The organism is Treponema sp. B152 (assembly GCF_024181665.1).
In the GTDB taxonomy this organism is placed as follows: domain Bacteria; phylum Spirochaetota; class Spirochaetia; order Treponematales; family Treponemataceae; genus Treponema_B; species Treponema_B denticola.
This window is the reverse complement of record NZ_CP058668.1, coordinates 73,240-99,018: the sequence shown is the minus strand read 5'-3', so window position 1 is coordinate 99,018 and position 25,779 is coordinate 73,240. Positions and strand designations below refer to the sequence as shown.

Annotated in this window: 11 protein-coding genes; 3 read left to right on the top strand and 8 right to left on the bottom strand. The window is 37.0% G+C overall.

Annotation, left to right across the window (positions count from 1 at the left end):
* Positions 1–9 precede the first annotated feature (9 nt).
* On the top strand, positions 10–1,677 hold the full coding sequence (locus HYB91_RS00410) for a P83/100 family protein (RefSeq protein ID WP_002676160.1): 1,668 nt from the start codon (positions 10–12) through the stop codon (positions 1,675–1,677).
* Between the two features lie 12 nt (positions 1,678–1,689).
* A complete protein-coding gene (locus HYB91_RS00405) occupies positions 1,690–2,979 on the top strand; it encodes a 2-hydroxycarboxylate transporter family protein (RefSeq protein ID WP_253719559.1) in 1,290 nt (429 codons plus the stop codon).
* A 96-nt stretch (positions 2,980–3,075) separates the two neighbouring features.
* Here HYB91_RS00405 and HYB91_RS00400 read toward each other — a convergent pair whose 3' ends face one another.
* From HYB91_RS00400 to HYB91_RS00380, 5 genes are all read right to left on the bottom strand, one after another.
* The gene (locus tag HYB91_RS00400) at positions 3,076–4,818 is read right to left on the bottom strand and encodes a hypothetical protein (protein ID WP_002676166.1); all 1,743 of its coding nucleotides are present in this window, start codon (positions 4,816–4,818) and stop codon (positions 3,076–3,078) included.
* Between the two features lie 26 nt (positions 4,819–4,844).
* Positions 4,845–5,630: an outer membrane lipoprotein-sorting protein gene (locus HYB91_RS00395; RefSeq protein ID WP_002676167.1), complete on the bottom strand. Its 786-nt coding sequence runs from the start codon at positions 5,628–5,630 to the stop codon at positions 4,845–4,847.
* Positions 5,623–8,313 (bottom strand): efflux RND transporter permease subunit, encoded by a 2,691-nt coding sequence (locus tag HYB91_RS00390; protein ID WP_002676168.1) that lies wholly within the window; start codon positions 8,311–8,313, stop codon positions 5,623–5,625. The genes HYB91_RS00395 and HYB91_RS00390 overlap by 8 nt, the downstream gene beginning before the upstream one ends.
* Before the next feature lie 47 nt (positions 8,314–8,360).
* Positions 8,361–8,999 carry a transposase gene (locus tag HYB91_RS00385; RefSeq protein ID WP_002676169.1) on the bottom strand — a complete coding sequence of 213 codons (639 nt, stop codon included), beginning with the start codon at positions 8,997–8,999 and terminating at the stop codon, positions 8,361–8,363.
* Positions 9,000–9,149: 150 nt separating this feature from the next.
* Complete coding sequence (locus HYB91_RS00380) at positions 9,150–11,048, bottom strand: MFS transporter (protein WP_002676170.1); 1,899 nt, start codon at positions 11,046–11,048, stop codon at positions 9,150–9,152.
* A 183-nt stretch (positions 11,049–11,231) separates the two neighbouring features.
* On the opposite strand from HYB91_RS00380, the gene HYB91_RS00375 reads away from it, so the two are divergent.
* Positions 11,232–12,134, top strand: coding sequence for an Rpn family recombination-promoting nuclease/putative transposase (locus HYB91_RS00375; protein WP_002694649.1), 903 nt, complete (start codon positions 11,232–11,234; stop codon positions 12,132–12,134).
* A 232-nt stretch (positions 12,135–12,366) separates the two neighbouring features.
* On the opposite strand, the gene HYB91_RS00370 is transcribed toward HYB91_RS00375, so the two are convergent.
* From HYB91_RS00370 to HYB91_RS00360, 3 genes are all read right to left on the bottom strand, one after another.
* A complete protein-coding gene (locus tag HYB91_RS00370) occupies positions 12,367–14,520 on the bottom strand; it encodes a P-loop NTPase family protein (RefSeq protein ID WP_002676180.1) in 2,154 nt (717 codons plus the stop codon).
* Positions 14,521–14,667: 147 nt separating this feature from the next.
* Positions 14,668–21,090, bottom strand: a complete 6,423-nt coding sequence (locus tag HYB91_RS00365; protein WP_002676182.1) for a hypothetical protein — start codon at positions 21,088–21,090, stop codon at positions 14,668–14,670.
* Positions 21,091–21,111: 21 nt separating this feature from the next.
* Positions 21,112–25,776: an Ig-like domain-containing protein gene (locus tag HYB91_RS00360; protein ID WP_002676183.1), complete on the bottom strand. Its 4,665-nt coding sequence runs from the start codon at positions 25,774–25,776 to the stop codon at positions 21,112–21,114.
* Positions 25,777–25,779: the final 3 nt, after the last annotated feature.

The following is a 25,779-nucleotide window of genomic DNA, read 5'->3' as shown; positions in this document are numbered from 1 at the left end:
GATTTACTTATGAGAAGGCTATTAGTTTTTTCGTTTTTTTTGATTATGGTAGTTTTTTCAGGATTTGCAATTGAAGTTGATAAGCCTGAAATTGATTCTGTAAAAAATAAGACTATAGAATTTATTAACTACACGGGACCTCATGATGCGGTAGATAGTGCCGACACAATTCGGGGAATAGGATCGAATCTTGCAGGAGCCGTAAAAGCAGGCCGTGCAGGCGATATGAATAGATATTCAGTCATTCACTGTGTCGACCCTGCAGTAAAAGAAGGCCTTGATGCGGATATTTTCATTATCGGAAAAAATGCCGGTGTTGATCATATTAATAACGTAAGGCTTATAATTGCAGGATATTTGAAGGCAGCTTACGGATATTCCGATAGGGATGCGGCAACTCTTGCACACTTTGTTACAATCTATAATGCCGTTTATCGCAAAAACATGGACTTTTTTAACCAAAAGTACAAGCAGGTTGTTACAAAGAATTTGACAAAAGAAAAAGCCGGTTTAGCTTTGCGTTACGATGAATGGCCGGGACAAACCCAAATAGTTATTCCGCTGACAGATCAAAAATATGCCGGCACTATAAGCTCTGTAGACACAACTTCAATCTCGGATAAAAAGGTTGTCGAAAAAATGCGTGAAGATAAGGGTAAAGACCTTGAAAAACGCAAGGAAATGGTTGACCTAAAAGAAAGAGAAAGCGAGGAAGCCGCCAAACGTGCAGAGGTTGCAAAAAAAGAAGCTAATGTAAAACAAAAAGAAGCTGATAAACAAAAGAAAGAAGCCGATACAAAGCAAAAAGCCGCTGAAAAGCAAAAGAAAGAAACAGAGCAAAAGCAAAAAGAGGCTAAAAAAGCTGAAGAAAAGGCAGCAACAACAGGTAAACCTGAAGATAAAAAAGTAGCTGAAGAAAAGAAAAAAGAAGCTGAAAAGTCTCAAAAAGAAACCGAAAAGAAGACCGAAGAAGCTAAAAAGGCTAAGGACGCCGCCGATGAGAAACAAAAAAAAGCGGACGAAGCCAAAAAAGAAGTAAAAGAAGAAGAAAAGATGGCTGAAAAAAAGACTGAAGAAGCTCAAACAGACAGAAAAGACATTGCTTCCGATACACAAAAAATCATAGAAGAAAAGAAGGCAGAGAAAAAGGCTGAGGGAGATGCAGCAATAGCCTCATCAATTCCCGGCTATGGTTTGAAGGTTGTAGACGATTCAAAAATGCTTTCGGAACTTGTTCTTTTAGACCTTAAAACGGAAGAAGAGCTTAGAACTTCCGGAATCAATACAATCAGAGGAAGAAACCTGCACATTGTAGGAAAAAACCTTATGGCCATCGCAGGCACCAAGTCCGGTAATGCGGTTATAGCTTTGGTTCTTATCGACGCAAAATCCCTTGAAATTGTTAAACAAAGTCAAGAAAATATTGCAGGTGAAAGTGTTTTGATCAAAAACGGAAACGATTATTATGCAGTAATTGATAATAACGGAAAATACTTCATCGGGCGCTATAATGATAAACTTGAACTTCAAGCTAAATCTGCCGTGGAAGTTTTGCCCTATACACCTATAACGATAGGCGATAAGGGATTATTGGTTCAGGACAGCAAAAACAATATTCGACTATTAAAGCTAACCGATTTAACCAATATAGTTGTCACTGAAACAGAGTCAAAATAAGGAGTTTATTTTATGGTAAACGAAAAGAAAAAGTATGAGATTTTGGGTATGCCGCTCACACTTTTCGGCATTATTTCGGCAGTTGTAATTGCTGCCATATGGTGGAATAAGCTGCCCGGCGGAATGATAGGAGCCCTTCTCTTGATGATGGTACTTGGTGAAGTACTAAACATTATCGGAGATAACACTCCTATAGTAAAAACATTCTTTGGAGGAGGGCCGATCGTAATTATCTTTGCATCCAGTGCCCTTGCTTATTATAATATTTTACCCGAAGGAATTTTAAAAAATACTTCAACCTTTATGAAAAGCGGAGGCTTTTTAGACTTTTACATCGCAGCCCTTATCACAGGTTCTATCCTGGGAATGGACAGAAAGCTTTTAATTAAGGCTGCCATACGCTACTTCCCGTGTATTATAGGTTCGGTTGCAGCAGCATTGGTTTTGGTTGCACTAGGAGCTCCTATTTTTGGAATGAAGGCAACGGAAGCTATAGCTTATATCGGTATTCCAATCATGGGCGGAGGTATGGGTGCCGGAGCTGTTCCGATCTCCCAAGTATTTTCATCCGCATTGAAAATTCCCACAGAGCAAATCTTATCTAAGCTTGTACCGGCTGTAGCCCTCGGCAATGCTCTTGCAATAGTGGCCGGAGGTGTACTTAATAAACTCGGCAAGATTAAACCTTCTTGGACAGGAAACGGACAACTTCTCGCAAGCGGAACCTTTGAAGTTCCTAATGATGAGGAACTCCAAAGACATTTTTCCTTGCTGGAGTTTGGAGTTGCTATCGTTATTGCAACAGCCTTCTTTACATGGGGAAATATAGTCTCTAACCTATTTAAACTTATCGGTGTAAATATTCACACCTATGCTTGGATGATTATAAGCGTTGCTGTTGTAAAGGCTGTAAATATCTTGCCCAAAAACTTTGAAAATGCTTGCGCTCTTTGGTATAAATTTGTTGCAAAAAACTTTACAGCAGCCCTCTTGGTAGGTATAGGTATTGCATATACAAATCTCGGCGATATTATCGGAGCATTCAGCATTTCTTATGTTGTACTTGTACTCTTGGTTGTAATCGGTGCAGGACTCATAGGAAAACTTGTAGGCTTTTATCCGATTGAAGCTGCTATCACCGCAGGTCTTTGTATGGCAAATATGGGAGGAACGGGAGACGTTGCCGTTCTTACGGCTTCAAAGCGCATGGAACTCATGCCCTTTGCTCAAATATCGTCCCGCTTGGGAGGAGCATTTATAATCCTGCTTGCCTCGTTCTTAGTCCCGCTGTTTTTCGGCTAAATTAAGCAATCTTGTGATAAAATAATTTTGCAAAACCCCTTCAAATCCTTTAAGGATCGGAGGGGTTTTGTTTATTCTGCCAGATTTTTTGTTTAATTAAAAATGATATTCAAAGCTTAATTGAACAAAGTGATTATTTTTCCATGAAGCAAATTCGCTTTTTTTATCTTTTGCATAAATATAAGCACCCGTTCCCTCCACATAAAATTCATCTTTTATCCTATATTTTATTTTGGGCATAATAACTGCATCATGGTGTTCTATTCCCCAAATTATTGTTATAGAATCGCTTAAATTTTCGTGGAGCCATGAGTCCGAAATATTTACAACCAGCTTATTGTTTGAAGCTTTTTCTGCTTTATTCCAATCCATGTCTATAAAACCGTTTTTATTATTTTCTTTTACATTTTTAAAACCTAAAATATAAGAACCTATATCTTGAATATTTAGGTTTATGTTATTGAGCGGAATATCTACATCAAAACCTAAAACCCACTGAATACTGTTATTATGAACGGCAGGATTATTACCCTTAAAATCGTAGCTCATATAATATGCAGCTTCCGATCTAAAATTAAACATAAAAATTGCAGCTCCGAAATCCATACCAAAAATATGAATAGGATCGTAATAAACACAATCTCTTATATTCCCGCCGCTCATAGCTTTTTCGACCATTGCAGAAACATCGATAGATGGAGTTTTATAATGCCCAAAATAATATTGGCAAGCCATATCGGTCGGCCCCAAAGAACCTGAAAGCCGTAAGCCGTACTGCCCGTATTTTATCTGATTCATATCGGGAAGAAAAGAGTTCATTCCGATTTTTATAAAAGGATTCAAATCAAAGTTTTGGATTATTGTGCCGGCTTTTTGCAGAGAAGTTTTAAATTCCTCAATAATAAATTTTGCATATTTTTTTGATTCTTTTTCTGCAATTTCATTTATTTTATCTTCGGTTAATGTTCCTGAAATATCGATAGTAATGGGCTTGCCGCTTAAAGATTTTAATATTGCTTTTATTACAGGTTTTTGAAGAGAATTAAATTGTGAACTAATTTGATCTATTTCCTCATCAGACAATACAGGAAAATTTACCGTTATATTAGCCGGAGGAGATGTTATGGCAGTTAAAGTATCCTTTATGGTTGTATACATTATATTTTCAATTTTTTGTGATGGAAATAAATCTAGCAATGTACCGTCAAAAAGGGTATTGGAGAGTTTTTGTTTTGCCTCATCAATTTGAGAAGGTACCCAAGGTCCTTTTAAGGAAACCCGGTCGGGGGTCATAAGAGGTGTCCATGCAGCTTCGAGCCGCAAGGCTATAGGAGCGTTGTAGGCTAGATGAATCATCGGCTCTCCTATTCTTCGGTCAATGTAAGAAGGAATAGTAAAATCCGTAAAATCGTTAGCATTAAATACATCCAAAACATGGAGCATATCACCCCTTCCCCAAACCAATTTCATCTTTCCTGTTGATAGTACAAAATCTCCAAGATAGGCTCTCATTGTACACTCATCAATAAAATCAAGAGGATATTCTAAAATAGTCCTCATATTGAATTTAAAATGAGAGTCAATCTCCGTTTTTGAAGAAGAGTGTTTTAAATTTATGCCGAAATTAGGAACAGCTTCCGCCCGCTTTAAATCAGGGTGAGGATAGAATCTTATTCCAAGAGCGGCAAAGCCTGAAAATTCAAAATTCGACGATAAACTTTGTCCGGTTTCCGAGTTTGCACTCTCATCGTTGAAATCGGAATCATCAAAAAATGAGTCTTGAGCTTGGGCAGAATTTATAAAAGCAAAAATCATACAAATAAATATGTATTTTTTCATACACCCTCCTCCTATAAAAACTCAGCCTATAATCTTCCCGTATTTAAAAAATTCTGCGTGAACATTTTATCATTAATCGGTTTATCTATTTCTATATTTAGGATTTCAAGATGGGTAGAATGTTTGGTTTGAACATTCGTTAAATTTCCTTTTGTAGGAATCCAATATCCGTTCTTTTGTTCAAGTTTCTCTACCTTCAATACTTTGAGCAACGCACCTTTTTTGTCATACATTTCGGCCATTACCGGAATACAAGTCGCTTTGTCGATGTAGGTAATTTTTTTTGAATAGCGGCTGCTTTTCGGATCTACTGCCGCCGATTCGACTTTCCAGCAATTGTAAGAATCGACAGTTTCTTCACCGAGCAGAGTATGAGTATCATCATCTATCTTTCTTGTTTCAAGATCATCATAATCGGCATCAGTTCCCATAAATGGTTTTGAACCTTCGGCTCCCGCAATACGGCGGACAGTTCTAAGAGCCGGAAGATAAATCCACTTATCATTGGCCCTATCCTTGTTTACAATCTGCAAAAATCTTGTATCTTTAACTGAAGCAGGCTTTTTAAAAACGATAACGGCAGCTCCTGTTTTATCTCCGGGATCTTTTGCCCATTGTTCTATCATCCGTTCTTCAGTATTTCCTTTAGAATCGACAAGAGTCATCTTTAAGGCAGAGTGAGTAAACTTAGGCCGTTTTACATCGAGTGATTTTTGAACAATACTTTTGCCGTCTTCAGCAAACGTAAATCCGATACATAATACCGTTAATGCAAACAGTATAACAGCTTTTTTTAACAATGACTTATTCATTTGTTTCTCCTTTCGGCTTTTGCGCAAAAATATTTTTATGCGGTTTAGCCATAAATGATGGTTTAAAAATATTTAATACGACAGGTAATATGGTCAATGCAGCAACGGAGCTTGTAAACATTACTACCGCTACCAAAAAACCTACAAACCTGAGGACTACGAATTTAGAAAAACACATTACCAAAAAACCGCATCCGACCGAAAAAGCGTTTACTGCAATTCCTTTTCCTGAATGGCGGAGAGTTTTTAATGTAACCTGTGTTAACTCTTCACTTATTATTCTTTCATTATGATAATTATTCATAAAGTGAACCGTGTAATCTATTCCGATTCCTATTGCAATAGCCGCAACCAAACTTGTTACCATATCAAGGTTTATTCCCGTTAAACTCATAATGCCAAAATTAAGTAAGATGGAAATACCGAGAGGAATAGCCCCGATTAGACCCGCAATAAAAGATCGGTAAAAGAGAGATAAAATACAAAATACTATTACAACAGCCAAAACCAAACTTGATACCTGACTTGAAATTATCATAGAAGTCATAGCTGTTTCCAATTCTCCCAAACCGGCAGCTTCTAAAGTATAGCCTTGAGGAAAATGTGAGTTTGCAAAATATTCTGCATCCTGAATAACGCTTTTAATTTTCCCCGTATCATGAGTCCGCATTATAATCTGCATTCTACTTTTCTTAGGTTCAAGAGTTTCATCTAAAAGAGAATCAAGAGCCCCCGAATATAAAAGTAAATACTGCGAAATAATATTTTTTAATTCTTCTTTTTGTGAAACAGAATATTTTTCGATATCGTCGGGTATTTCATAATAAGCCGCTCCTCTATAGTTAATCTCACGCTTTAAGGCTTCAATAAATTCGGATACACCGAGTTCTCTTGAATTAGAAGAAGCATAAGCTTTAGCGTAAGCTGAAACGAATAGCTCTATAGTTTCTTCCCGATTTAAGTTATCTTTTAATACCGAAACTGTACCGGAAGCAATTGCATCGGTTTCAGAGTATGGACCGCTTTCAAGAGTATCTTCATCATCGAAAAAACTTTCAACAGATTCTGAATTTTCCGTAGCGATATTTTGAGATTCTATAGGATGAGCATTCATAACCTGATTCATGCGTTTTATAAATTCGGTAAAAGAAACAATGCTGCCTATTTCGGGATGATTTGATTTTAAAAAATTTTCAAGATCATCCATGCTCTTTAAAATTTCAGGATTGCACATATCTCCTTTTTCACATCCTGTTACAACCAAGCTAAAGCCTGTAGTTCCGACATATTTATTATCGATAGAAACTACATCACTGCGTATCTTTGAATTTTTAGGAAAATATTCCAAAAATGCCGACTCAATATTAAGATTAAAAATTCCCCAAATTGAAATTCCTATTATGACTAAAAGACCTATAATAAAAACAGCCTGTCTTTTATTAAAATAGGAATAAAATCTGTCGAGAACAGCTCCTTTTTTATTTACACCAAGGGCTGCAAGGCGGGCATTTTTTTTAACATTTAGGAGGCTCATTCTTTTTTGCTGTTTTTGTATTTGTTTGACCGATTTTAGCATTAAAACAGAGGGTATAAATAAAAAAGCTAAGGAAAGAGCGATGACAATACCTACCGCACTAAAGATCGCAAAAGATTTCAAGGGCTTTATAGGACTTGTTATTGTAGAAACAAATCCTGCAATTGTTGTGATGCCTGCAAGTAAAACAGGCGGACGGGCACTTTTAAGCGTCTGCATTATAAGTTCATGGTGGCGGCTTATATTTGTAATAAGAGGTTCCTTTTCCAAATTTTGGTAATAATAATTTATTATGTGTATCCCATAAGCGGAACCTACAGCGATAAGCAAAACCGGAAGGCAACTTGAAACTATCGTAAGAGGTTCTTCTATGATTGACATAATGCCGGCTGTCCAAATCGTACTTATTAAAACCGTCAATAGTGGGAGAATAGTTCCTTCTATATTTTTAAAGGAGAAAAAAAGACAAAGCAAAACGACAACTGTTATTAATGGAATTAGATTTTTTAAATCTGCATACATAAATATTTTTCCATATTCACCTAATACCGGATCTCCTGCAATTTTATAGTTTAAACTTTTATCCTTACTCAAATTTGTTTCAATTATGTTTAAGGTATCATTGTAAATACGGCTTACTTCAGGCGGAGTTGAGTCTGAGTTTAAGGTTGCAATTATTTGTACGCCTCTAAAATCTGAAGACAGAACGGTACCGATATATGCCTTAGGCCATTCTAAAATTCTTTTTTGTAGATCATCTATTTCACTCTTTGTTCCGTTAAAATCTTCGGGGATTAAAGCTCCTGTCGAAAGAGTTCCTTGATCATCGGTAATAAAATCAACATTTGTTATCGACTTTACATTTACAATATTGTCAAGATTTTCCAAGTCTTCGGTAATTTGTGCAATTATCCCAATAGTTTCTTTATGAAGGATAGTTTCTTCCTTTGTTTCTATTACAACATCCATTATATATTGATCGCCGAAATCTTCAGTTAATCGGTTAAAGCGTTTATACGAATCATGCTCTTCAGGAAAAAAATGACGCAATTCATTATCCATAATTATATTCGGAAGCATAAAAGCAAAAAATACGGTTACACCTAAAACAATTGTTAAAATAATAAAGCTCAATTTTGTTTTATTCATAAAGTTCCAATCTCCTTAGATAAGTACTTTTTAATATTTATAACAATTTAAAATTTTTTAAAAATTTTTTTGATCAAAGCACATAAATCTTCATCACGATGATTATATCTAAACTCACATTCTTTTAGATGAAGTAAAAAATATCCGGATGAAAAACCGTTAAATTTTGCCAAACGTTTTTTTGCAAAGGTTAAAAAATTTTCAATTCCCGCAGTGTGCTCATTTTTGATTTCACTTTCATTATAAAAAACCCTGTATTGATCGCAATCCTTTAGCAACGAAGTGTTAAAAGGTTCAATTTTGTTTTGATGAGAAATAAGTTTCTCCAAATCGCCCTTTATTATTGAAAGGAGGCTTTCATGGGAATCGTCATGCACCAAGCTGACAAATATTTTTTTGCCTTTCTTTAAAAGCCCCAATACAGGACGTGCGGCAATAAACTCTTGTATCTTTTTTCTTCTAATTTTAGCTTTTTTAAAATAGGAAATATGCCTGACATTGGCCGAAATTTCTTTTGCCTGCTCAAAGATGCTATATTTAAGTATTTTTTCCCGAATTATTCCAAAATATCTGTTTACGGTGTTCCGATTGATTCCGGTAATTTTTGCAGTAGCCGCAGCAGTAATATCTTCACTGAAACATAAAAAAATTCTATTAAGTTTTGTTGTTGTAAGTCTAGTATACATATAGAATTATAAAATTTTACCCCTTCATATTCTAGTCTAGGTTGTATATCTATAATATATATCAAATTTAGTAAAAAGTCAATAAAATTTTTATAAAAATACAAAAAAACCTCCGAATCCTTAGGACTCGGAGGTTTTTTCATGCGGCTCTTATGTTCTGCCGTAAGGTTCTCCTATTAAAAGCTCGCAAATCTTCTTGGTTTTTTCGTCCGCATCTTCTTTTTTACCGCCTGCTTCTAACCTGTTTAATTCATCAAGAATAATTTTATGATTTTCAGGACTTACATTAAATTTAAGGCCGAAAAAAATGCCGAAAAGAATCATAAACAAGGGCATTATTATAAAGGAAATCTTTACACCCTTTAAAGTACTCTCCTTTTGCTGCGGTTTTTGAACCTGCCCTATACCGGAATATTTAAAATCAATCTTATCCAAAAGCTCCTTCAAATCATAAAGGTCATCTTTTGTATAAAAATCTTGAGGTTCGATTTTTTTATAAACTTCTCCCGATTTTATATAAGAAGATTCCACCAGGAATTTTTTATCAATTTCATTAAAATCTTTTTTATCGAAAGAAGAAAGTAAATTTTCAAAAACATCTTGAGGAATCTCAGCAAAGTTATCTTTTCCTTCAAAGAATGAAAAAAGAGGATTAGCATGTTGATTCTTTTTTGCTTTTTTATACATGGAAGTAATAATTTCGTCTGTATCTCGGCTCATGTATTTTAGATGGAAATTCCCGTCTTCCCGCAGAGAATAATACTTATTTATATTTTCAAAGTTTTCATTATTTTTTACAGCCAAGTTTTGAGCTTCTTTAAACTGCTTTTGGGTCAACACCGAAGGTACGGGGTTTTTATAACCTATACCGCTTAAAACAAAGCCTATTGTGGTCATTATCACCAAACCTAAAAACAACTTTCGGGTAAGAGTCATCGCAGCCGAATAGGTTCCGGCACGGTTTTCTCCACTCATAAGTTTATCTATGTCGGCCAAAAAAGGAAGAAGTTGATGAGGGATTAAATTATTAGCCGAAATTCCGACACCCATAAGCACCATGTTCAATATCAAAAATGCCGGATTTGTTTGAGGCGTATGGAAAGACATAAGGACTATGGAAACGGCAAAGATGATTAGGGCAGCAACATAGACGGGTTTATGCCCTTTCTTGTTTATTATGCGGTTATGAATGGGAAGGGTCGCCATCATGGTTAGTAAGAGTGAACCTTGGGCTATTACAAAAACACTTCCTCGGTTTAAATAATCCACAATATAGAACAAGACCAAAGACATCACTATATCCAAAGCTCCGTAGGAGCAGACATACATAGCAATATGAATTCTACAAGACCTACTTTTAAAAAGGGATAAAAAGTTTTTTATAAATTTAGCGTCCGATTTTTTTTGACTCTTTTCTTCAGGCAATTCCCATGTTTCAAAATAAAGAGGAATCCATGGAAGGGCGAAGATAAGGGCAAAAACTATACTCATCACAAAGTAGCCCATCATGCTGCCATGAAAAGCATCGATAATAGGCTGAGCCAAAAGCCCTCCCAAAAGGGTGGCTATAAAAGAAAACATAAGGCGGGAACCGTTAAGTTTATTTCTTTCGGTAAAGTCCTTAGTTATCTCGGCTGAAAGGGCCGCATAGGGTATGTAGGAAACGGTCGAAACGGTAAAAAATATAATATAGGCTATCGTATAAAAGATGAATTTTCCGGCCTGACTTTCGATTCCGGTCGGAACCCAAATTATGATAAAGGAAAGAGCGATTGGAATAATTGAAACCAAAAACCAGACTCTTCTTTTCCCGAAACGGTTTTGCGGAGTATTATCGGCAATGTAACCCATCATAGGATCCGATACGGCATCCCAAAACTTTCCGATTGCAGGTATAAGCCCGGCCAAAACAGGATGAAGCCCTATTACATTTACCAAATAGTACATTGCAAATGTAGTAACGATAAAAAAACAGCCTCCGCCGTATAAATCGGCAGCTCCATAGGCGAGGTAAGTCCGCCAAGTCATCTTTCTTTGCTTGTTTAACATAAGAGTTATTATACAATAGCTTTTAAGGGAATGCAAGCGTAAGTTATTACAAAATCATATGAAAAAAAGGTGAGAAAATTCCTATTTTATTAAAATTTTACTATCTATTACAAACAATTTCTATAATAATTATGAAAGGGGAAAAATTTTTCTTCTTTTCAAATAATTTTTATGGAGTTAAAAATGAAGCAACTATTCAAAATAACCCTCCGCAACGACTATGCTTTTAAAAGAGTATTCGGAGTTGAAGAAAACAAAGATGTCTTACAGGACTTGCTGGAATGTATACTAGACATTCCGCCTGAAACCATCGCAGACTTGGAACTTCTCGATAAGGAGTTTCAGAAAGAACTTTTGAGTGAAAAACTCGGTGTTTTGGACATCAAGTTAAAACTAAAAGATGGAACCTTTGTCGACATTGAAATTCAAAACAGTTGGCATTTTGATTTCCCTGAAAGAACTTTGTATTATTGGTCTAAAATGTACAACGAAAACATAAAACAAGGTCAAGACTATACAAAACTGCCAAAGTGTATTACAATAAACTTGATAGGAAAAGGCTTTAATAAAAATAAGCGTTTGCACAATAAGTATCTTGTTCTTGAACAAGATACAAAAGAGCCTTTAGCTTCAAAACTTGAGATTCATATACTAAACCTTGCAAAAGCGAGACTGTTAGAAGGTTCCCAATTTAGAGATAAGAAAACAAAACGCTTATTAAACTGGCTGAAATTTATCGAAACTGATAATCCGGAGGTGAGAAAAATGTTAGCACAAGAATCGACGATGATGAAAAAGGCAAATGATACTATTACAATAATGGAAATGAGTCCTAGAGATAAATGGCTATATGAATCGCGTATGAAATATGAACATGACAGGGCTTCATGTATAAATGAGGGGTACAGACAGGGCATTGAGGTGGGAATATTGCAGGGCGAAATAAAAGGTAGGCAAGAAGGCTTTGCCGACGGCTCTTATCAAACTAAACTTGAAACGGCTAAACTGATGAAAGGTATGAACTATCCGATTAGCGATATTTGCACAGTATCGGGACTTTCCAAAGAAGAGATCGATACCTTATAAAAATAAGATACAAAGATTCCCCAAAAATTCCTTAGCGGCCTCAGCGTTCTCCGCGGTTAAATACCTCGAAAATTAACCGCAAGGCACGCCAAGAGTGCAAAGGATTTTTTGAAACGCGAAAAATGTCGGATTGGTTTTGTATACCTGCCTTTAAATAGGTTAATTTAATATTGTTTCAAACCGCAAATGGACCTATCCCGTTTATCAGCTTTAAAACATTACTAGTCGAATTTTATAAAGAATCTAATTTTTTTAATATTTCCTCTTTTTCATTTTCAAGAGCTTTATTTGTGATATCTATGGCTGGTTGAAAAATATTCATATCCATTTCAAAATGATTAAATTCATTTAATAGGGTTTTCTTTGATAAGAAAAAAATCCGATTTTTTGTATTTTCCAGGTCTTCATTGTTAGTTGGAAATGCTCTATTTATTATTTGATTTAGCATATAATTATTTGTTGTATCTATTCCGTATTTATCAACAAGTTTTTTTTCAGCGGTCATTCGCAGATAAAGATATGTAAAACTATGTATCAGTGTTTTTGCCAGCAATGGGAATTTATCTTTTTTTATAATATTTAAATTATCAATATCATAAGCCAAAATATCACTAGCCGATATAATGTGTTCTTTTTTTATAATATTTGTTTGAAATAATTCATTATATAATGAAGATAAATTTATGTTTGCTGTCTCATATCCATGCATTATTTTTGTCAAAGCATCTTTTTTTTCATTATTTTGGATTAAATAGCAATAACCTCGAAGGAATGGCGTTATTGATATAAGAAATGCCATTTCATCCAATATTTCAGGAGCAATCTCTGAGCAAAAAAGTTTAATCAACGATGGGATATATAATAATATTTGTTTCTCATTATCATTTATTTTTAAAAAACCGTTTGTTTCACCTTCTGTATTATTCATGTAATATAATGTGAAAGAATTATTTAATTGATGTTCTAACAATTTTATTAAGTCAGTATTATGTGTAAGAATTAAAGAATATTTACTACTTAAAAATTTGATTATAGCATATGCAATTTTATTTTTATAAATAGAATCAAAACTTGAAATTGGGTCATCTAAAACAACTAATTGTTTCTCAATTTTTTTTGCTTTAAGTAGTTCAAATGATAATGACAAAAAATTCTGTTCACCATTACTAAGCTTTAAGCTTGTTCTTTCCTGGTTTAAGAATTCTTTATTATCTAATAATAAACGAATATTTTTGTTTTTATCACGAGACAATGTTATCTTCTTTTCGAGGCAACTATTTAAAAAGTTTTCTATAAAAATAACATCTTCATCTTCAAATTCAGGTTTTTCGGACAATATTTGCATGTATTCATTATAAATATTTAATAGATTCGCGTCTTTTACAATATTTATAAATTCATTCGTTAAAAGATTTTTGTATAAAACTTCATACTTTTCAATTTCTGCTAACAAGTTATCTAAACCATCCAAATTACCAGTCACAAAAACTTCTTCCAAAGATTTTTTTATATCAAATTTATCATTTACAGGAATTTTCATAATAATTCCATCTATTATTTTTTTTGATTTATCTGATAAATTATTATAAGCATTTTTATTTTCATCTGATTTTTTTATTAATAAAGCTTCTTGATCTATATCATTATCGCATATAATACAATTATGTATCTCTTGATATTTTTTTAATATTGATATAGCGTCATTCGTTTGCTCAATTTTTATATATTGATCTTCTTTACAGAATTCATTTTTTTGAAGTTGTAGTAAAGCATTTAAACATGAAGTTTTATTTTTTTTATCATTAACAAAAAAACAAAATTTCTCATCATCATACGATGATATATCAAGAATATTTTTTTCGGTAAAATAATCTAAGAACTCTTTTTTATCAATATTATTTCCTTTTTGCTTATTATTTGCTAAATCAGAAATATAACCTTTTAACTTATTATCTTCTACCAATGATAAAAACACGGAGTTTTTTGTTGTAATACCAAACCTATCTTTTAATACAGCTATTAATGTGTCATATAAATTTCTAAATCCTGTATCCAAGTGTTCTTTCAGTTGATATTCTTTTTTTATGTTATCCCCAAGTATAAAATCTTCAGTTGAACCTTGTATTATATTTCTCCCATTTTGGTCATGAATTATATGAGCGAAAGGTTCTCCATTGTTTGTATATCTTATGTTGTTAAATTCAATATCAAACTCAGAATTTTCAGTTTTCTCCAAAATTGAAGATAAACTTGTTTTTCCAGTTCCATTTGGGCCATATATTACAGCAATTTTATTATTGCTGAATTCTATTTCGTTATTTTCGGTAAGATCTTCATATTCTGCACAGAATATGGTTTCTTTTTTTAATTTGAATATTTTCATCATAATATTCTCCCCATAGTAATGTGTGTTGCAGTCCACTTAAAATTTTCACCAGCCTTAGAGTTCTCCTCGGTTTTCCACATCACATAAAAAATCCCCCCGCCGAGATAATCCGACAGGGGGATTAAAAATTTCACCTTACAAAAGCAACTAGTTACCTATGTATTTTACAACACGGTATACGCCGCCTGGTGTATAACCGACAGCGGCTTTCCAGTTTGTTACGCTCGCAGGAGCAACGGCAATACAAGCGCGTGCAGCGCCGGCACGGTTCCGCATTGCGGCAGTCATAATATTCCATGCGCCTTTTTGACCCTCAGAACCGTCAGAATTCCATGTTTTTACTAAGTTCGCGTCATAATACACAATTTGAATGCCGTCATATGTATTTGTTTTCCGCAAATATGCTATGTATGGAACTTTACCATCCATTGTAAGTTCTACCCATGAACCGTTTTCAGCAATGACAATGCTTTTTCCGAAAGTATAGGCATTAGCGCCTTGGTTGGCTTCCTTTGACTTTACATAGCAAATCTGTCCCCGTGTGTTGCGGAACACAATATGTAAATAACCTTCTGAGTCGAATTGTGCAGCAAAATAATCCTCAGCAAGCCCTTCATTATCGTCGCCTGTAGGAAGTACCTTTTGTACTTTCCAATCACTTGCAGCAGTGGGAGTTGCTGAAGAAGCCCGTGCAAGCCGTAGCGTACCTGTGTCGACATCAGCATAGACCACGACCGGTTTGTTTGAACCGTCCAACGCAATAGCGCAGTATTCGGCAGTACTGCCGGTACGGGTAAGACTTTCAAATTGACTGTTCACAAGTTTAGCAACAGTACCGACTCTTTTTAGTTGAATATCTGTTTCTACATCAATATCATTACCACCATCCAAATCAACCCACGCAATTTCATGCCTATCATTCAGTAAATCCCCATTAGCAGCAGACGAAGCGTCAACCGTAGAATATTTAATTGAATTTGCAAGTGTATCATAATATGCTATATGTATTCTGTTGCTCTTTCTCGCAAGACGGAAATTTTTAAATTGTTGCAGCTGCTTGTTATGATAGAAAAGCTCAAATCTGTAAAATTTTCCTGTAATTCTACCCCAATCATAGTCAAAACCATGTGCATTTTTATCATAACAATATAAACCGCCAGCTCCCGAGTATAAAGATTTCCAATTCGCAGGATATCCGCCATGGTAGTTAGCCGAATATAAAATATTTACCGTATCCGTACCGGTTACGCTTATTGCAGCCTCTTCCGGTTGATCATAAGCATGAAACGCCTTTTGAAGGCTCGATGTGCCTGTGCCTATTTTAGAATAGAATACGCTGGCGTCGGAATAATTGCTGAACGCTGCATATAAATCGCCATTAGACCCCATCGCCATACTCGGATACTTAGGATTATCGCTACCTTCAAACGCCTCATCGTCTTTCCATACATCAATTGTCAGATCGTCCGTCCAATATGCGGTTTCCGGACGATTTGCAATCTCCTGCCGGTTATAAGGCTTGTTGTTATTACTATTATTGTTAATAGCTTCTACCTCAGTAGCGGAGCCGGAAGGCTTTACGGTAATTTTAATCTTACCCGATTTTGCCGTTGCAGGAAGTGTAAAGGCGCCACTGGAAATAGTAATCGCTGAACCATTTGTGGTTCCATCAGGAATTATGGCTTTTACGGTTGCGCCTGTTCCACCGAGATTAAATCCGGTAACGGTAAACTTATCACCTCTTAATAGGTTATACGCACCGCTCGTAGAGCGATTGGTATTATACCTTGACTCACGAGCAAGCGAAGTAATATACGGTACACTCTTTACCGATGTCTTTGTTTTATTTGCCGAATAGTCATACACAGCGGCTTGGTTCATATCAGTCGGTATAGAATTGTCCAATGTTATTATATTGCCGTTTTTGCTGCTGATACGGGTAAGATACCGTTTTTGCCCCGTTTCGAATAACACAAATTGCCCGATATTTGCCGAAGTGAAACTGCTGTGTGAAGCGGAATTTTCAGCACCTCGAGTAACCGTTTCGAGTGTCATCGAAATAGGAGCACCACTTTCTACGGAGTTTCTTACGCCATCGTTCGCAGTTACTTTAATATCTTTATCTGCTCCCATCGGAATTTTTGAACTGTCAAAGCTGAGTTCCCATTTAACGTAATAGCCCAAATAATCCGCACCCAAATGGATAACTTTTAATTCTACCCCATTCGAAGTCATTGTTTTATCTGAACTCCACGTTTGACCGCTTCTCGTTGCGGTAACCGTCAATGCAGAACTGAACGGCAGCACTGCCGTTATCGTATCTATTTTAACATTATCATACGCAAATCCGCGCAGGGTTACTTTGCCGGAAACTGAAGACGTATCAATTTCCACATGTCCGTTCGCACGGCTGTTTTGGTAAAGTGAGTTATCGTCCTCCTTATTCCAGTGGAAAGGCTGTACAACTACCGTAGGTGATTTTGTATCAAGCGCATCAAACAGCGTTTTAATCGTTATTTTTGCAAAAGCGGTGTCTGTTCCCACTGCAAACCCATGAGCCTCGTCCCACAACTCAAGAATTATCTCGATAGGCGTACCATTTGAATTACCGATTGCAGTCAAATGATTTTTTAAATCAATTTCACTGCCGCTTGTAATGGTAGTAAGGGATTGCAGCTCAGTCGTATCGTCGCCTTTTTTAAGCCGATATTTTACGGTACCCTGACCGCCGGTAAACTCAACCTTTATCTTTGAGTTATCTTTGTTTTTAAAGGCAAATTCCGTACTTGTAACTTTTCCGATAAAATCGCGGTTTGCATTTAAAGCTCCGGACAAACCTCCGGCGAAGGAGCTCGGTGTACCGCCTATATCGGTAGAAAGTGTTATCGCACTTACCATGATAGGCTTATTTTTTACATGCACGTCTACACTATGGCTATATGTATTACCGCTGTTATCGGTTATAGTGTAGTACAGTTTACCCTTTCCATCAGTGACAGGAGGGGTAGGAGCTAAATCGATTTTTCCTTGCCATGTAACCGTTCCACCAAGCTGCTTGGTTATCCTGTTTTGCGGATCGGTTTCGGTCATCGTTATTTCGGGCGAAGAAGTTCCGTTTACGACTACCTTTGCCTTCACTTCTTTTACACCCGAACCGCTGTCATTCGCGACACCGTTTATAATCCAGTCACCACTACTGCCTTCATATATAAGCAGTTCCGGTTTATATAAGATATAGCTGTAACTTCCGCCGGTAAGTGTAGGCGAAGCGGTAAACTCGACAGTATTGCCCGTTACCTTCGTTACCGTAAGCACGGAATTTCCCGCAACTATTTTACAGCCGCCGCCTGAAGAAGCCGTACCTCCCAAGTCGCGGACTTTTTGTGCAAGCTGTGCCTCCATTATCGAAGAAGACGTAAAATTGCCGATATTCATGTGTTTGTCGACACCGTAGTCTCCTACCGGATTTTTCGTGTCGAAACGGAACAGGAACGAACTGTTTGAAGATAATTGCTGAGAAGCTTTTTCCTTAACCTCTATGGTAACGGAAAAGCTGTCACCGGACATGCTGCTTATATCAAGCGGCAAATCTAATGTATATCCCGAAATGCTGCCTGAAGTATAATCCGTAAGCCAACCGGAGGGAACGGCTGTGTAGCCCGAATCGGGAGTACCTACAGCTTTTTTTTGATACTTTGTTTCAACAGTGCCGTTTTTAAAGGTAATCTTTACGTCCTGTATCCCCGACGGATCGGTCAGTTTCGCTGTAAGTTTTTTACCGCTTTTAAGCCACATATTCAGTTCGTAATCTTGCGGTGAGGAAGCGCCCGATGCATTATCGATTTTTATATCGGTAATTAACGGAGCATCTTTATCGACGATTATCTTTCTTTTCTCTGTCCATTCCCCCATCGTAATACCATCTTTATTTTTTGCACGGACTCTGAAATAGACAGGCTGATTTTGCGCGGTTGCATGGTTAAAGGAGCCGTCAGAGTTGATGCTCACTCTCCAGTCTGCCCCTCCCCCAGGAAGGCTCGTACCAGGGACAAGCTGTCCGTTCCCGCCGTTATACCAGTCTTTTGAAGGGATAAATGTACCGCCGGGCGGAGTGAACCCACCGAATGTTCCATCAGCTGCACTATTAAAATTGCCGTCGTGCGAAAACTGGATATATACTTCGCCTACGGCACCCGGTCCTCCAATAACGGCGCTTGCCGTGCCGAAAATTTGTATGGTTCCGCCTACTGTTACATCTGGTTGTGGAGAAAGTATTTTTACAACCGGTTTTGTTCCGTCGGGGTTAAAGAGAATCTCTAGTTCTCTTACGGTCTTATTCCCTATTTCGTCTTCCGTAAAAATATACAAAGGGATTTTCCTATACGCGCCTACGACAGCCCCGTATTCGGCTGGGGGAACTTGATCCAAGTTGACGCGGACATTCCACGACCCCTTTGTCGAAGAGTCCATTGCTTTCCAGCCATGTGGTGCGGTTGCGGCATCATAATCGGGAGTACTTACAGTCGGTACGGAAGTTTTTTTACCCAGTATGTATTTGGTACTTGATGCCTTTACGCCGGCAGTCGGAGGCTCAGGTGTCAATCCTGACGGTGGATCATCAGAAATTGCCCCCGAAATTGTAATATCTCCTGCCTGAGGATCATCGGCTGCAGGATATCTTATTGTAACTGTAGGAGCCGTCTTATCGACAGTAAAATCGGTCGTATCCGAATCGGTCGAGCCGGGCCCTGCTTTAGCTAAAAAGTAAATTGTATGGATTTTGTCATCAAGCCCACTTATATTGACATTCGCTGCTTTGTATCGAAAATCGTTCGGGTCGGAAGGGTTAACCTTTGTAAGCACTGTCGTCGGATAAGGACTGGTAGATACCGGTGTGTCTATACTGTAATACACCACTCCGGTTGAATCTATCCCTCTAACATCGGCCTCTATATCTAAAGTTGTATTTTTAACACCTTGAGGTCGGATAGGCCGTATTCTCGGACCTGAGCCGGTAGTAAGGAAATTTATGATATAAAATCCGCCGCTTGCCGTATTGGAATCATCATATTCCTGAAATTTATGCGAGGGTTCATCAATAGTATCCGTACCTCTTACCTTTACGGCATAGTATCCTTCACCCCATGTTGTATCGAATTTACATTTTACGCGTAAATTTCCGCCTGTTACTGTAATATTGTTTGTATTCGACAAGGTTGAAAATTTTACAAGCGATTTTTCAATCAAATGCGTATCAGTTTTAAAACAGTTAGCTGCATCACCGGTACCATCCCATTTGAGCAAAACAATTTCGATATTGCTTGCTTTATAGGCTACAAGATCGGAACCTCCTACCACCGGAGTGTTGTCTTTGTTGCGGATAAGCTCCACTAAAAATGTCGTTTCGTTTCCGGGTTTAAACAGCAATGATGACGCTTGAGAAATATTTAAGGGCGTAGAAGTAGTATCAGGAAGATTCGTTACACCGATAACCTTAAACCCAGGCGATTTGCTTGGATCCAATTTAAAGGTGCTGCGTTTTTCGCTCATTTTTACCATTTTTTCTTTAAGTTTAGTCAAAGCGGTTAGATCGTTGCGCAAGGCCTTTATTTTTTTATCGTGCTCGTTGGCATCCGAACCTCTTTTGCCGGCAAAATAATCGCTGATTACTGCGGGGGTGTAGTCTTTTGCTATAGTGTAAGTGTGAATATCATCCCACTGATAGTACCAATCGGCTTTATTTCCTTCACCCGAAGCGTTGCCGCCCTTATATTCACGGGCATTATCATACAGATATAATGCCCCTTTGATAGGCTTCGTTTTATCCAACTCCTGCAAACCATATAAAGGATCTGTTTCACTGCCTGAAACAACTTTCGATACGGCGACTTGCGCGTTTATACTGTTACTGACGAACATATTGGTCATATCGATCGGTGGCGTTCCCGGAACATGCACATTCAGCTTTTCGACTGTATTTTTTTCGCCCGCCTGTCCTACAACCGAAAAGACAGCTCCATAACCGTCGGCCTGATCCGATGCCGAAGGTTCTGCGTTTTCGTTTATAACCGTCGACGGCCTTTGTACGATAAATATCGGAGGTGTATTGTCTATTTTATAGTTTTTAGTTGTTTCATAAGTTCTGCCGCCTTTATCGGTAACAGTAAGAATGGCGGTATACTCACCATCGGGGATGGGGTATTTTTTTACCAACTCGTGAGGAGGAGCTTCAACACCTTTAGATTCGTTATCAATATTGATTGACCATGAAACACTTCCATCTCCTTCAGTAAAACCTCCAACACTATGAGGACCAATAATTTCTTTGGTCTCAATATTTTTGAATGAGATAGTTATTGATTTTATTCCGTCATCATCACGAGCGTAACCTTTCATCACAAAACTACCCCTAATAGGAGTTTCTCCTGCATCAGGATAAGTAATTTCTCCCTCCGGGCGTTCAATATCGATAGTTCCGCCTAAACCTATGTTTTGTTTGCAGGTAACGCTTAAAAATACCGTAAACAAAATTAAAATCAAAAAACTTAAAAAAATTCTGTTCTTCTTCATAAATACCTCTAAAAAGTTTTGTTAAAATATATCGACCCTTATACCTACTGATATATGCGGGATAACCGATTTGATTGCAGATTTTTTACTCTTTGAATCTACATCGGTAGGTATAAACCATAACTGTCCTTCCGTAAATATCGAGAAAGAACTAAAATATTTTTGCTTATGGAATTTCACGCGAGGAAATTCAATTTGTGTAAGCAAAGCCGACAAGATTTGAGGACGTCCGCTTTGGGTGTTTGTAAAAAGCGAAAACTGGGCACCCAAGGCCACATCCAAATATAACCATTTCCAATCGGGTCCAAAATAGTAACCGAAAGGCAACTCATATACGTTAGCTAAAAGCTTTAATGATATTATATGCCCTCCGTATCTAATTTGCTGATTACCGTATAATGCTTTAAACTGACTTTGTAAAAACTGCCCGTAATGAAGCTGCAACTTTACATTATCATCAAAAAAGCTCAATCCTATACCTAAATTCCACAAAGAAGCACCCCAAAAGGCCGTTTCAAAATGCAAACCTTGTATAAACTTAGGTAATCCATAGCTCGCCTTATCTCCCTTCCTTAAAAGAGCTTCTACACTCGACAGCTCTACGTCATCAGAAGATAAGCCGCTAAACTCTATCGTTCCGTTGTACCTGCCCCCTTCTCCGGGCGATATCAATGTTACTTTTGGAGCTGTCTTATCTATATTTATTATTGTCCTGCAAACCGCTGTTTCTTTATTCTCCATAACGGCTCTTAACAATAAAAAGTGATTTCCTTGAGCCATATCATCTGTCTCAAGTCTATACTTCCAATTAGCAGTCGACTTAACAGGGGAAAAGGTTTTTCCGTTGTCAAAACTGATTTCTACATATTTAACACGCTTTACCTTAAATGCTCTTTTATCCTCAGATGTAGCGTCCTTTGAAGATACCAGAGCCTTTTCTTCTTCAGATACCGTATAACCGGCTCTTCCTCTAAGGTAAGGTCTTTCTATCGCAAAGTCGCCCATTGCAAAGTTATCAATAGTGATCCAAGGACCTTCTATTTCATAATTTATCTTATGTACTTCAGAATTAAGAGACCCGACACCTGCACGATTTGCCCTTAACTCAATACTATGCTCTCCATTTACAAGCTTTTCACTGTTTATCTTAAAACAAACATAGCCGGTTTTAGATACCGAGACCCTTTCAAGTTCTTTTCCGTCTATATATAAAGCGGCTTCTTCTACAGCATTATCTACTATCAGCCTTCCATATATATTGAATTCTCCTCTTACCGTCTCGCCGTTTAAAGGATACAGCAACTCTAACCTGTTTCTATCCTTCTTTCTATAAACATCAAAATTGACAGAGACTTCATTAGTATTATTTGCCTTATCTACTCCGCTTATTTCAAGATTATACCGTCCTTCAGGCAATGAGCTTATATCTATATCTTTTGAAAGGATTATATCTGTTTCAAGTTTTATCTCGGATAATTTTTGGGGCACAGCCTTTCCATCAAGGCTCTTTATTTTTAACATTACTCCTTCAAGAGAAATATTATCATATATACGCCCCGACACAAAAAGGTTGTTATCCAATTTGGATCCCGCCAGCGGATATTCCAGTTTTAATGAAGGAGGCGTATTGTCTACGTTAATTGATGTAGAATATAAACATACTTGCTCATAATTATCCGTAGCCTTTACAAAAACTATATGAGTTCCGTCATTTATTATATGGGTATTTATACGGTACTGCCATTTTTCCCCGCCTTCTGCAAGGTTATACGTCAGCCCGTTATCAAACGACAGTTCAACCTTTTTGATTCCATTTTTATCCAAGGCACTACCCGATATTACACTTACCCCTTGCACTGTGTCTGTTATTAGAGGATAAGACACTCCAACCTGAGGTTCTCCTAAAGACACTCTTATCTTTCTAGTTACGGGTTGGCTTGTTACTCCGTAAATATCTTCGGCATACATGGTTATTTCATGTTCATTATCAGTAAGCTCGCTTAACAAGATGGGTATAGAAAAGCTGTTTTTTACATCCATCGACTTATAAGATCCCTTATCTATTTTGTAGTAGAGCTTGGCCGCTTCATCGTCATCATAGACCATACCGGATATTTCAAAGTCACTCGTTATAATCTCATTCTCATTCGGTAAATATAAATCTACCCTTGGGGCATCTTCAGTATTGTCTATATCAAAATTATAACTGTTAAAGCTTCGTGAATTCCCTGCAGGGTCGGTAAATCTAAACTGCATGTTTTTACTCAAAGGCTCTTTTGCACTGCCTATTATAAGATTAGGTAAGGAACCGTATTCAAAACTCTGCCATTCAGCACCCTTACTTGCTCCCTTATACTCCGGCTTTACTCCGGCAAACCTATCGCTTACCTTAAAAGCTGCATATATTGAACCGTTTACTTTTCCTCCGCCCTCAGGTAGCACCATAACAACCTCAGGGGCTTCGCTGTCCTTATAAAGAACTCGTCTTTCATAGCTTTCCCTTCCGGCTATATCGGTTGCCTTTACTGTAACAACAATGGGGCCGTCTGCCTGTCCGCTTATATTTATCTTCTCGTTAAATGAATTAGATAATTTCACATAAGGGGATCCGCTTCCTAAGCTATATTCAACTTTTGTAATTCCAACCAAGTCCTCAGCCTTGCCTTTTAAGTTTATAGAAGTTGTTACAAAAGATGCTTCTTCATTCATGTCAAGACTGATTTTAGGTGCGGTCTTATCAAAAAGAATATCTACTAAAGGACTTGTAAAAACACCGCCCTCATTGTCCGTTATCTTTACGCCGATTCCCTTATATAAGCCTTCTTCTTTTACTCTTAATCTTATTAACTCTCCTTCCCTTTCAGCTTCAATGTTCTTAGATCCTATTACTTCTACATTTTCTATTACCATTCCATCCTTAGGCTGATAAACACCTGTCAATGGTTTATCGTCTAACAAGACTATTTGATTATTCTCATTTACATTACCTTTAGACCATACAAAGCTTTCTTCACCGCCTGCTCCCGATACAACCCGGATAACTAAAGTCTGCTTACCGACCTCATCGTTCATATCTGTAGCAGTAACAGAAACAGTATATATACCGGGCGCCGATTTTCCGCTTATATTTGTTTTTATCACATAATCGGTTTGACCTGTTTTTACAGGTAAAACGGACTCTTCTTCTCCATTAAAACCTACACTTAAATACTTTAAACCGGAAGCCGCTTTTACATTCACTGAAGTCGAGCTCTTTGTTTGTGCAGTATATACGGGTATGATAGTTTCTCCGTTATCAAAAGAAATTACAGGAGCCTTTCCTTCTACATTAAACTTTACGGTTAAAGGCTCTCCTTTAATACCTTTTTTATTCACTGCATAGATAGTCAATGTATGAGCTCCTTCGCTCAATCCTCGTTCTATAACAGAAAAGCCTGCACCAAAAGCATCTATCGCCTTTTCTTCACCCTTGTCTATTCTGTACCTTACCTCATTCGCACCATATAAGTCATAGATTGCTCCTGCGATATAGACATCTTCTGAAAATTTTCCATCAAGCACAGGGCTTAACATTTCGATTACAGGCTTTCCCTTATTTTGATCTATATAAAATGTCTTCTTTTCCCTTACTATGTTTCCGGCTATATCTTTTGCTGTTATTTCGACAACTGCAGTCTTAGCGCCGGTCTTACCAACATCAAACTCTTTTATCCAATAATGATTTCCGGGGGTAAGTTCAAATTCGCCACTTTCGTTGTTACACTTCCAAGATAAACTTGATAAACCAACTAAATCCGTAGCCTTTCCTGCTACGGAAAATACAGGTTCCGTCGGATTATCCCCCTCGGGATAGATAAACTCTACTAAAGGAGCCGTATTATCTATAAACAATAAAAATGTGTAAATGCCGATCTTTCCTTGCTTATCTATTGCTTTAAACCAAATTACCTTAGGCCCGTCTTCTATTGTTTTTGTATTTAGTTTTAACGAAAACTTTGACTGCTTTGTTTTTTTGTTATAGGATAATTTTATTTCTTCAAAGTTCTCTCCATTATTTAATGAATACAGCAGCCTTTCTATACCGTTTCCGTCTTCTACTGTTCCGTCAATTGTTATCTTACCTGAAACAAGCTCTCCTACACTCTTATTTTCTATTGAAGTTATTGGCGATAAGCGGTTTATGTAAAAGCTGTGTTTTACGGACTTTCCCTTTACGCCGTTAATATCTACACCCCAAGCTTCTATCGTGTGCGTTCCTTCTTCAAAATTTTCCGTGTTTATATAATATGACCAAAATTCTTTACCCTTGGCTCGGTAGATATTTTCTCCGCCGTCTATACGTAACTCTACATAGTCTACCGCATCATCATCTACACATGTTCCTATTACGTTTATATTTCCGACTACTACAGCTTCACTTTTAGGATTACTTATGTTTACTATCGGTAAGTCGGAATTAGGGTCTATATACATATTAAAAGGCCCTACATAGCCCTCATTACCGGCTATATCAACAGCCTTTATCAATACATTGTATTTTCCTTTTTTCTTTCCGGATATATCTATAGATTGCTGCCAGCTTTCTTTATTGGTCATCTGTACACTATCTATATCTTTTGCCCCTCCTGCATATAACAGACTCAAGGCACTAAACATAATCAATAAATAAATTGTTATTTTTTTCATCAA

What these genes read in the sequence shown, in the direction of transcription:
- HYB91_RS00410 (WP_002676160.1), top strand. Translation starts at nt 10, where the DNA reads ATGAGAAGGCTATTAGTTTTTTCGTTTTTTTTGATTATGGTAGTTTTT.
- HYB91_RS00405 (WP_253719559.1), top strand. Translation starts at nt 1,690, where the DNA reads ATGGTAAACGAAAAGAAAAAGTATGAGATTTTGGGTATGCCGCTCACA.
- HYB91_RS00400 (WP_002676166.1), bottom strand. Translation starts at nt 4,818, where the DNA reads ATGAAAAAATACATATTTATTTGTATGATTTTTGCTTTTATAAATTCT.
- HYB91_RS00395 (WP_002676167.1), bottom strand. Translation starts at nt 5,630, where the DNA reads ATGAATAAGTCATTGTTAAAAAAAGCTGTTATACTGTTTGCATTAACG.
- HYB91_RS00390 (WP_002676168.1), bottom strand. Translation starts at nt 8,313, where the DNA reads ATGAATAAAACAAAATTGAGCTTTATTATTTTAACAATTGTTTTAGGT.
- HYB91_RS00385 (WP_002676169.1), bottom strand. Translation starts at nt 8,999, where the DNA reads ATGTATACTAGACTTACAACAACAAAACTTAATAGAATTTTTTTATGT.
- HYB91_RS00380 (WP_002676170.1), bottom strand. Translation starts at nt 11,048, where the DNA reads ATGTTAAACAAGCAAAGAAAGATGACTTGGCGGACTTACCTCGCCTAT.
- HYB91_RS00375 (WP_002694649.1), top strand. Translation starts at nt 11,232, where the DNA reads ATGAAGCAACTATTCAAAATAACCCTCCGCAACGACTATGCTTTTAAA.
- HYB91_RS00370 (WP_002676180.1), bottom strand. Translation starts at nt 14,520, where the DNA reads ATGATGAAAATATTCAAATTAAAAAAAGAAACCATATTCTGTGCAGAA.
- HYB91_RS00365 (WP_002676182.1), bottom strand. Translation starts at nt 21,090, where the DNA reads ATGAAGAAGAACAGAATTTTTTTAAGTTTTTTGATTTTAATTTTGTTT.
- HYB91_RS00360 (WP_002676183.1), bottom strand. Translation starts at nt 25,776, where the DNA reads ATGAAAAAAATAACAATTTATTTATTGATTATGTTTAGTGCCTTGAGT.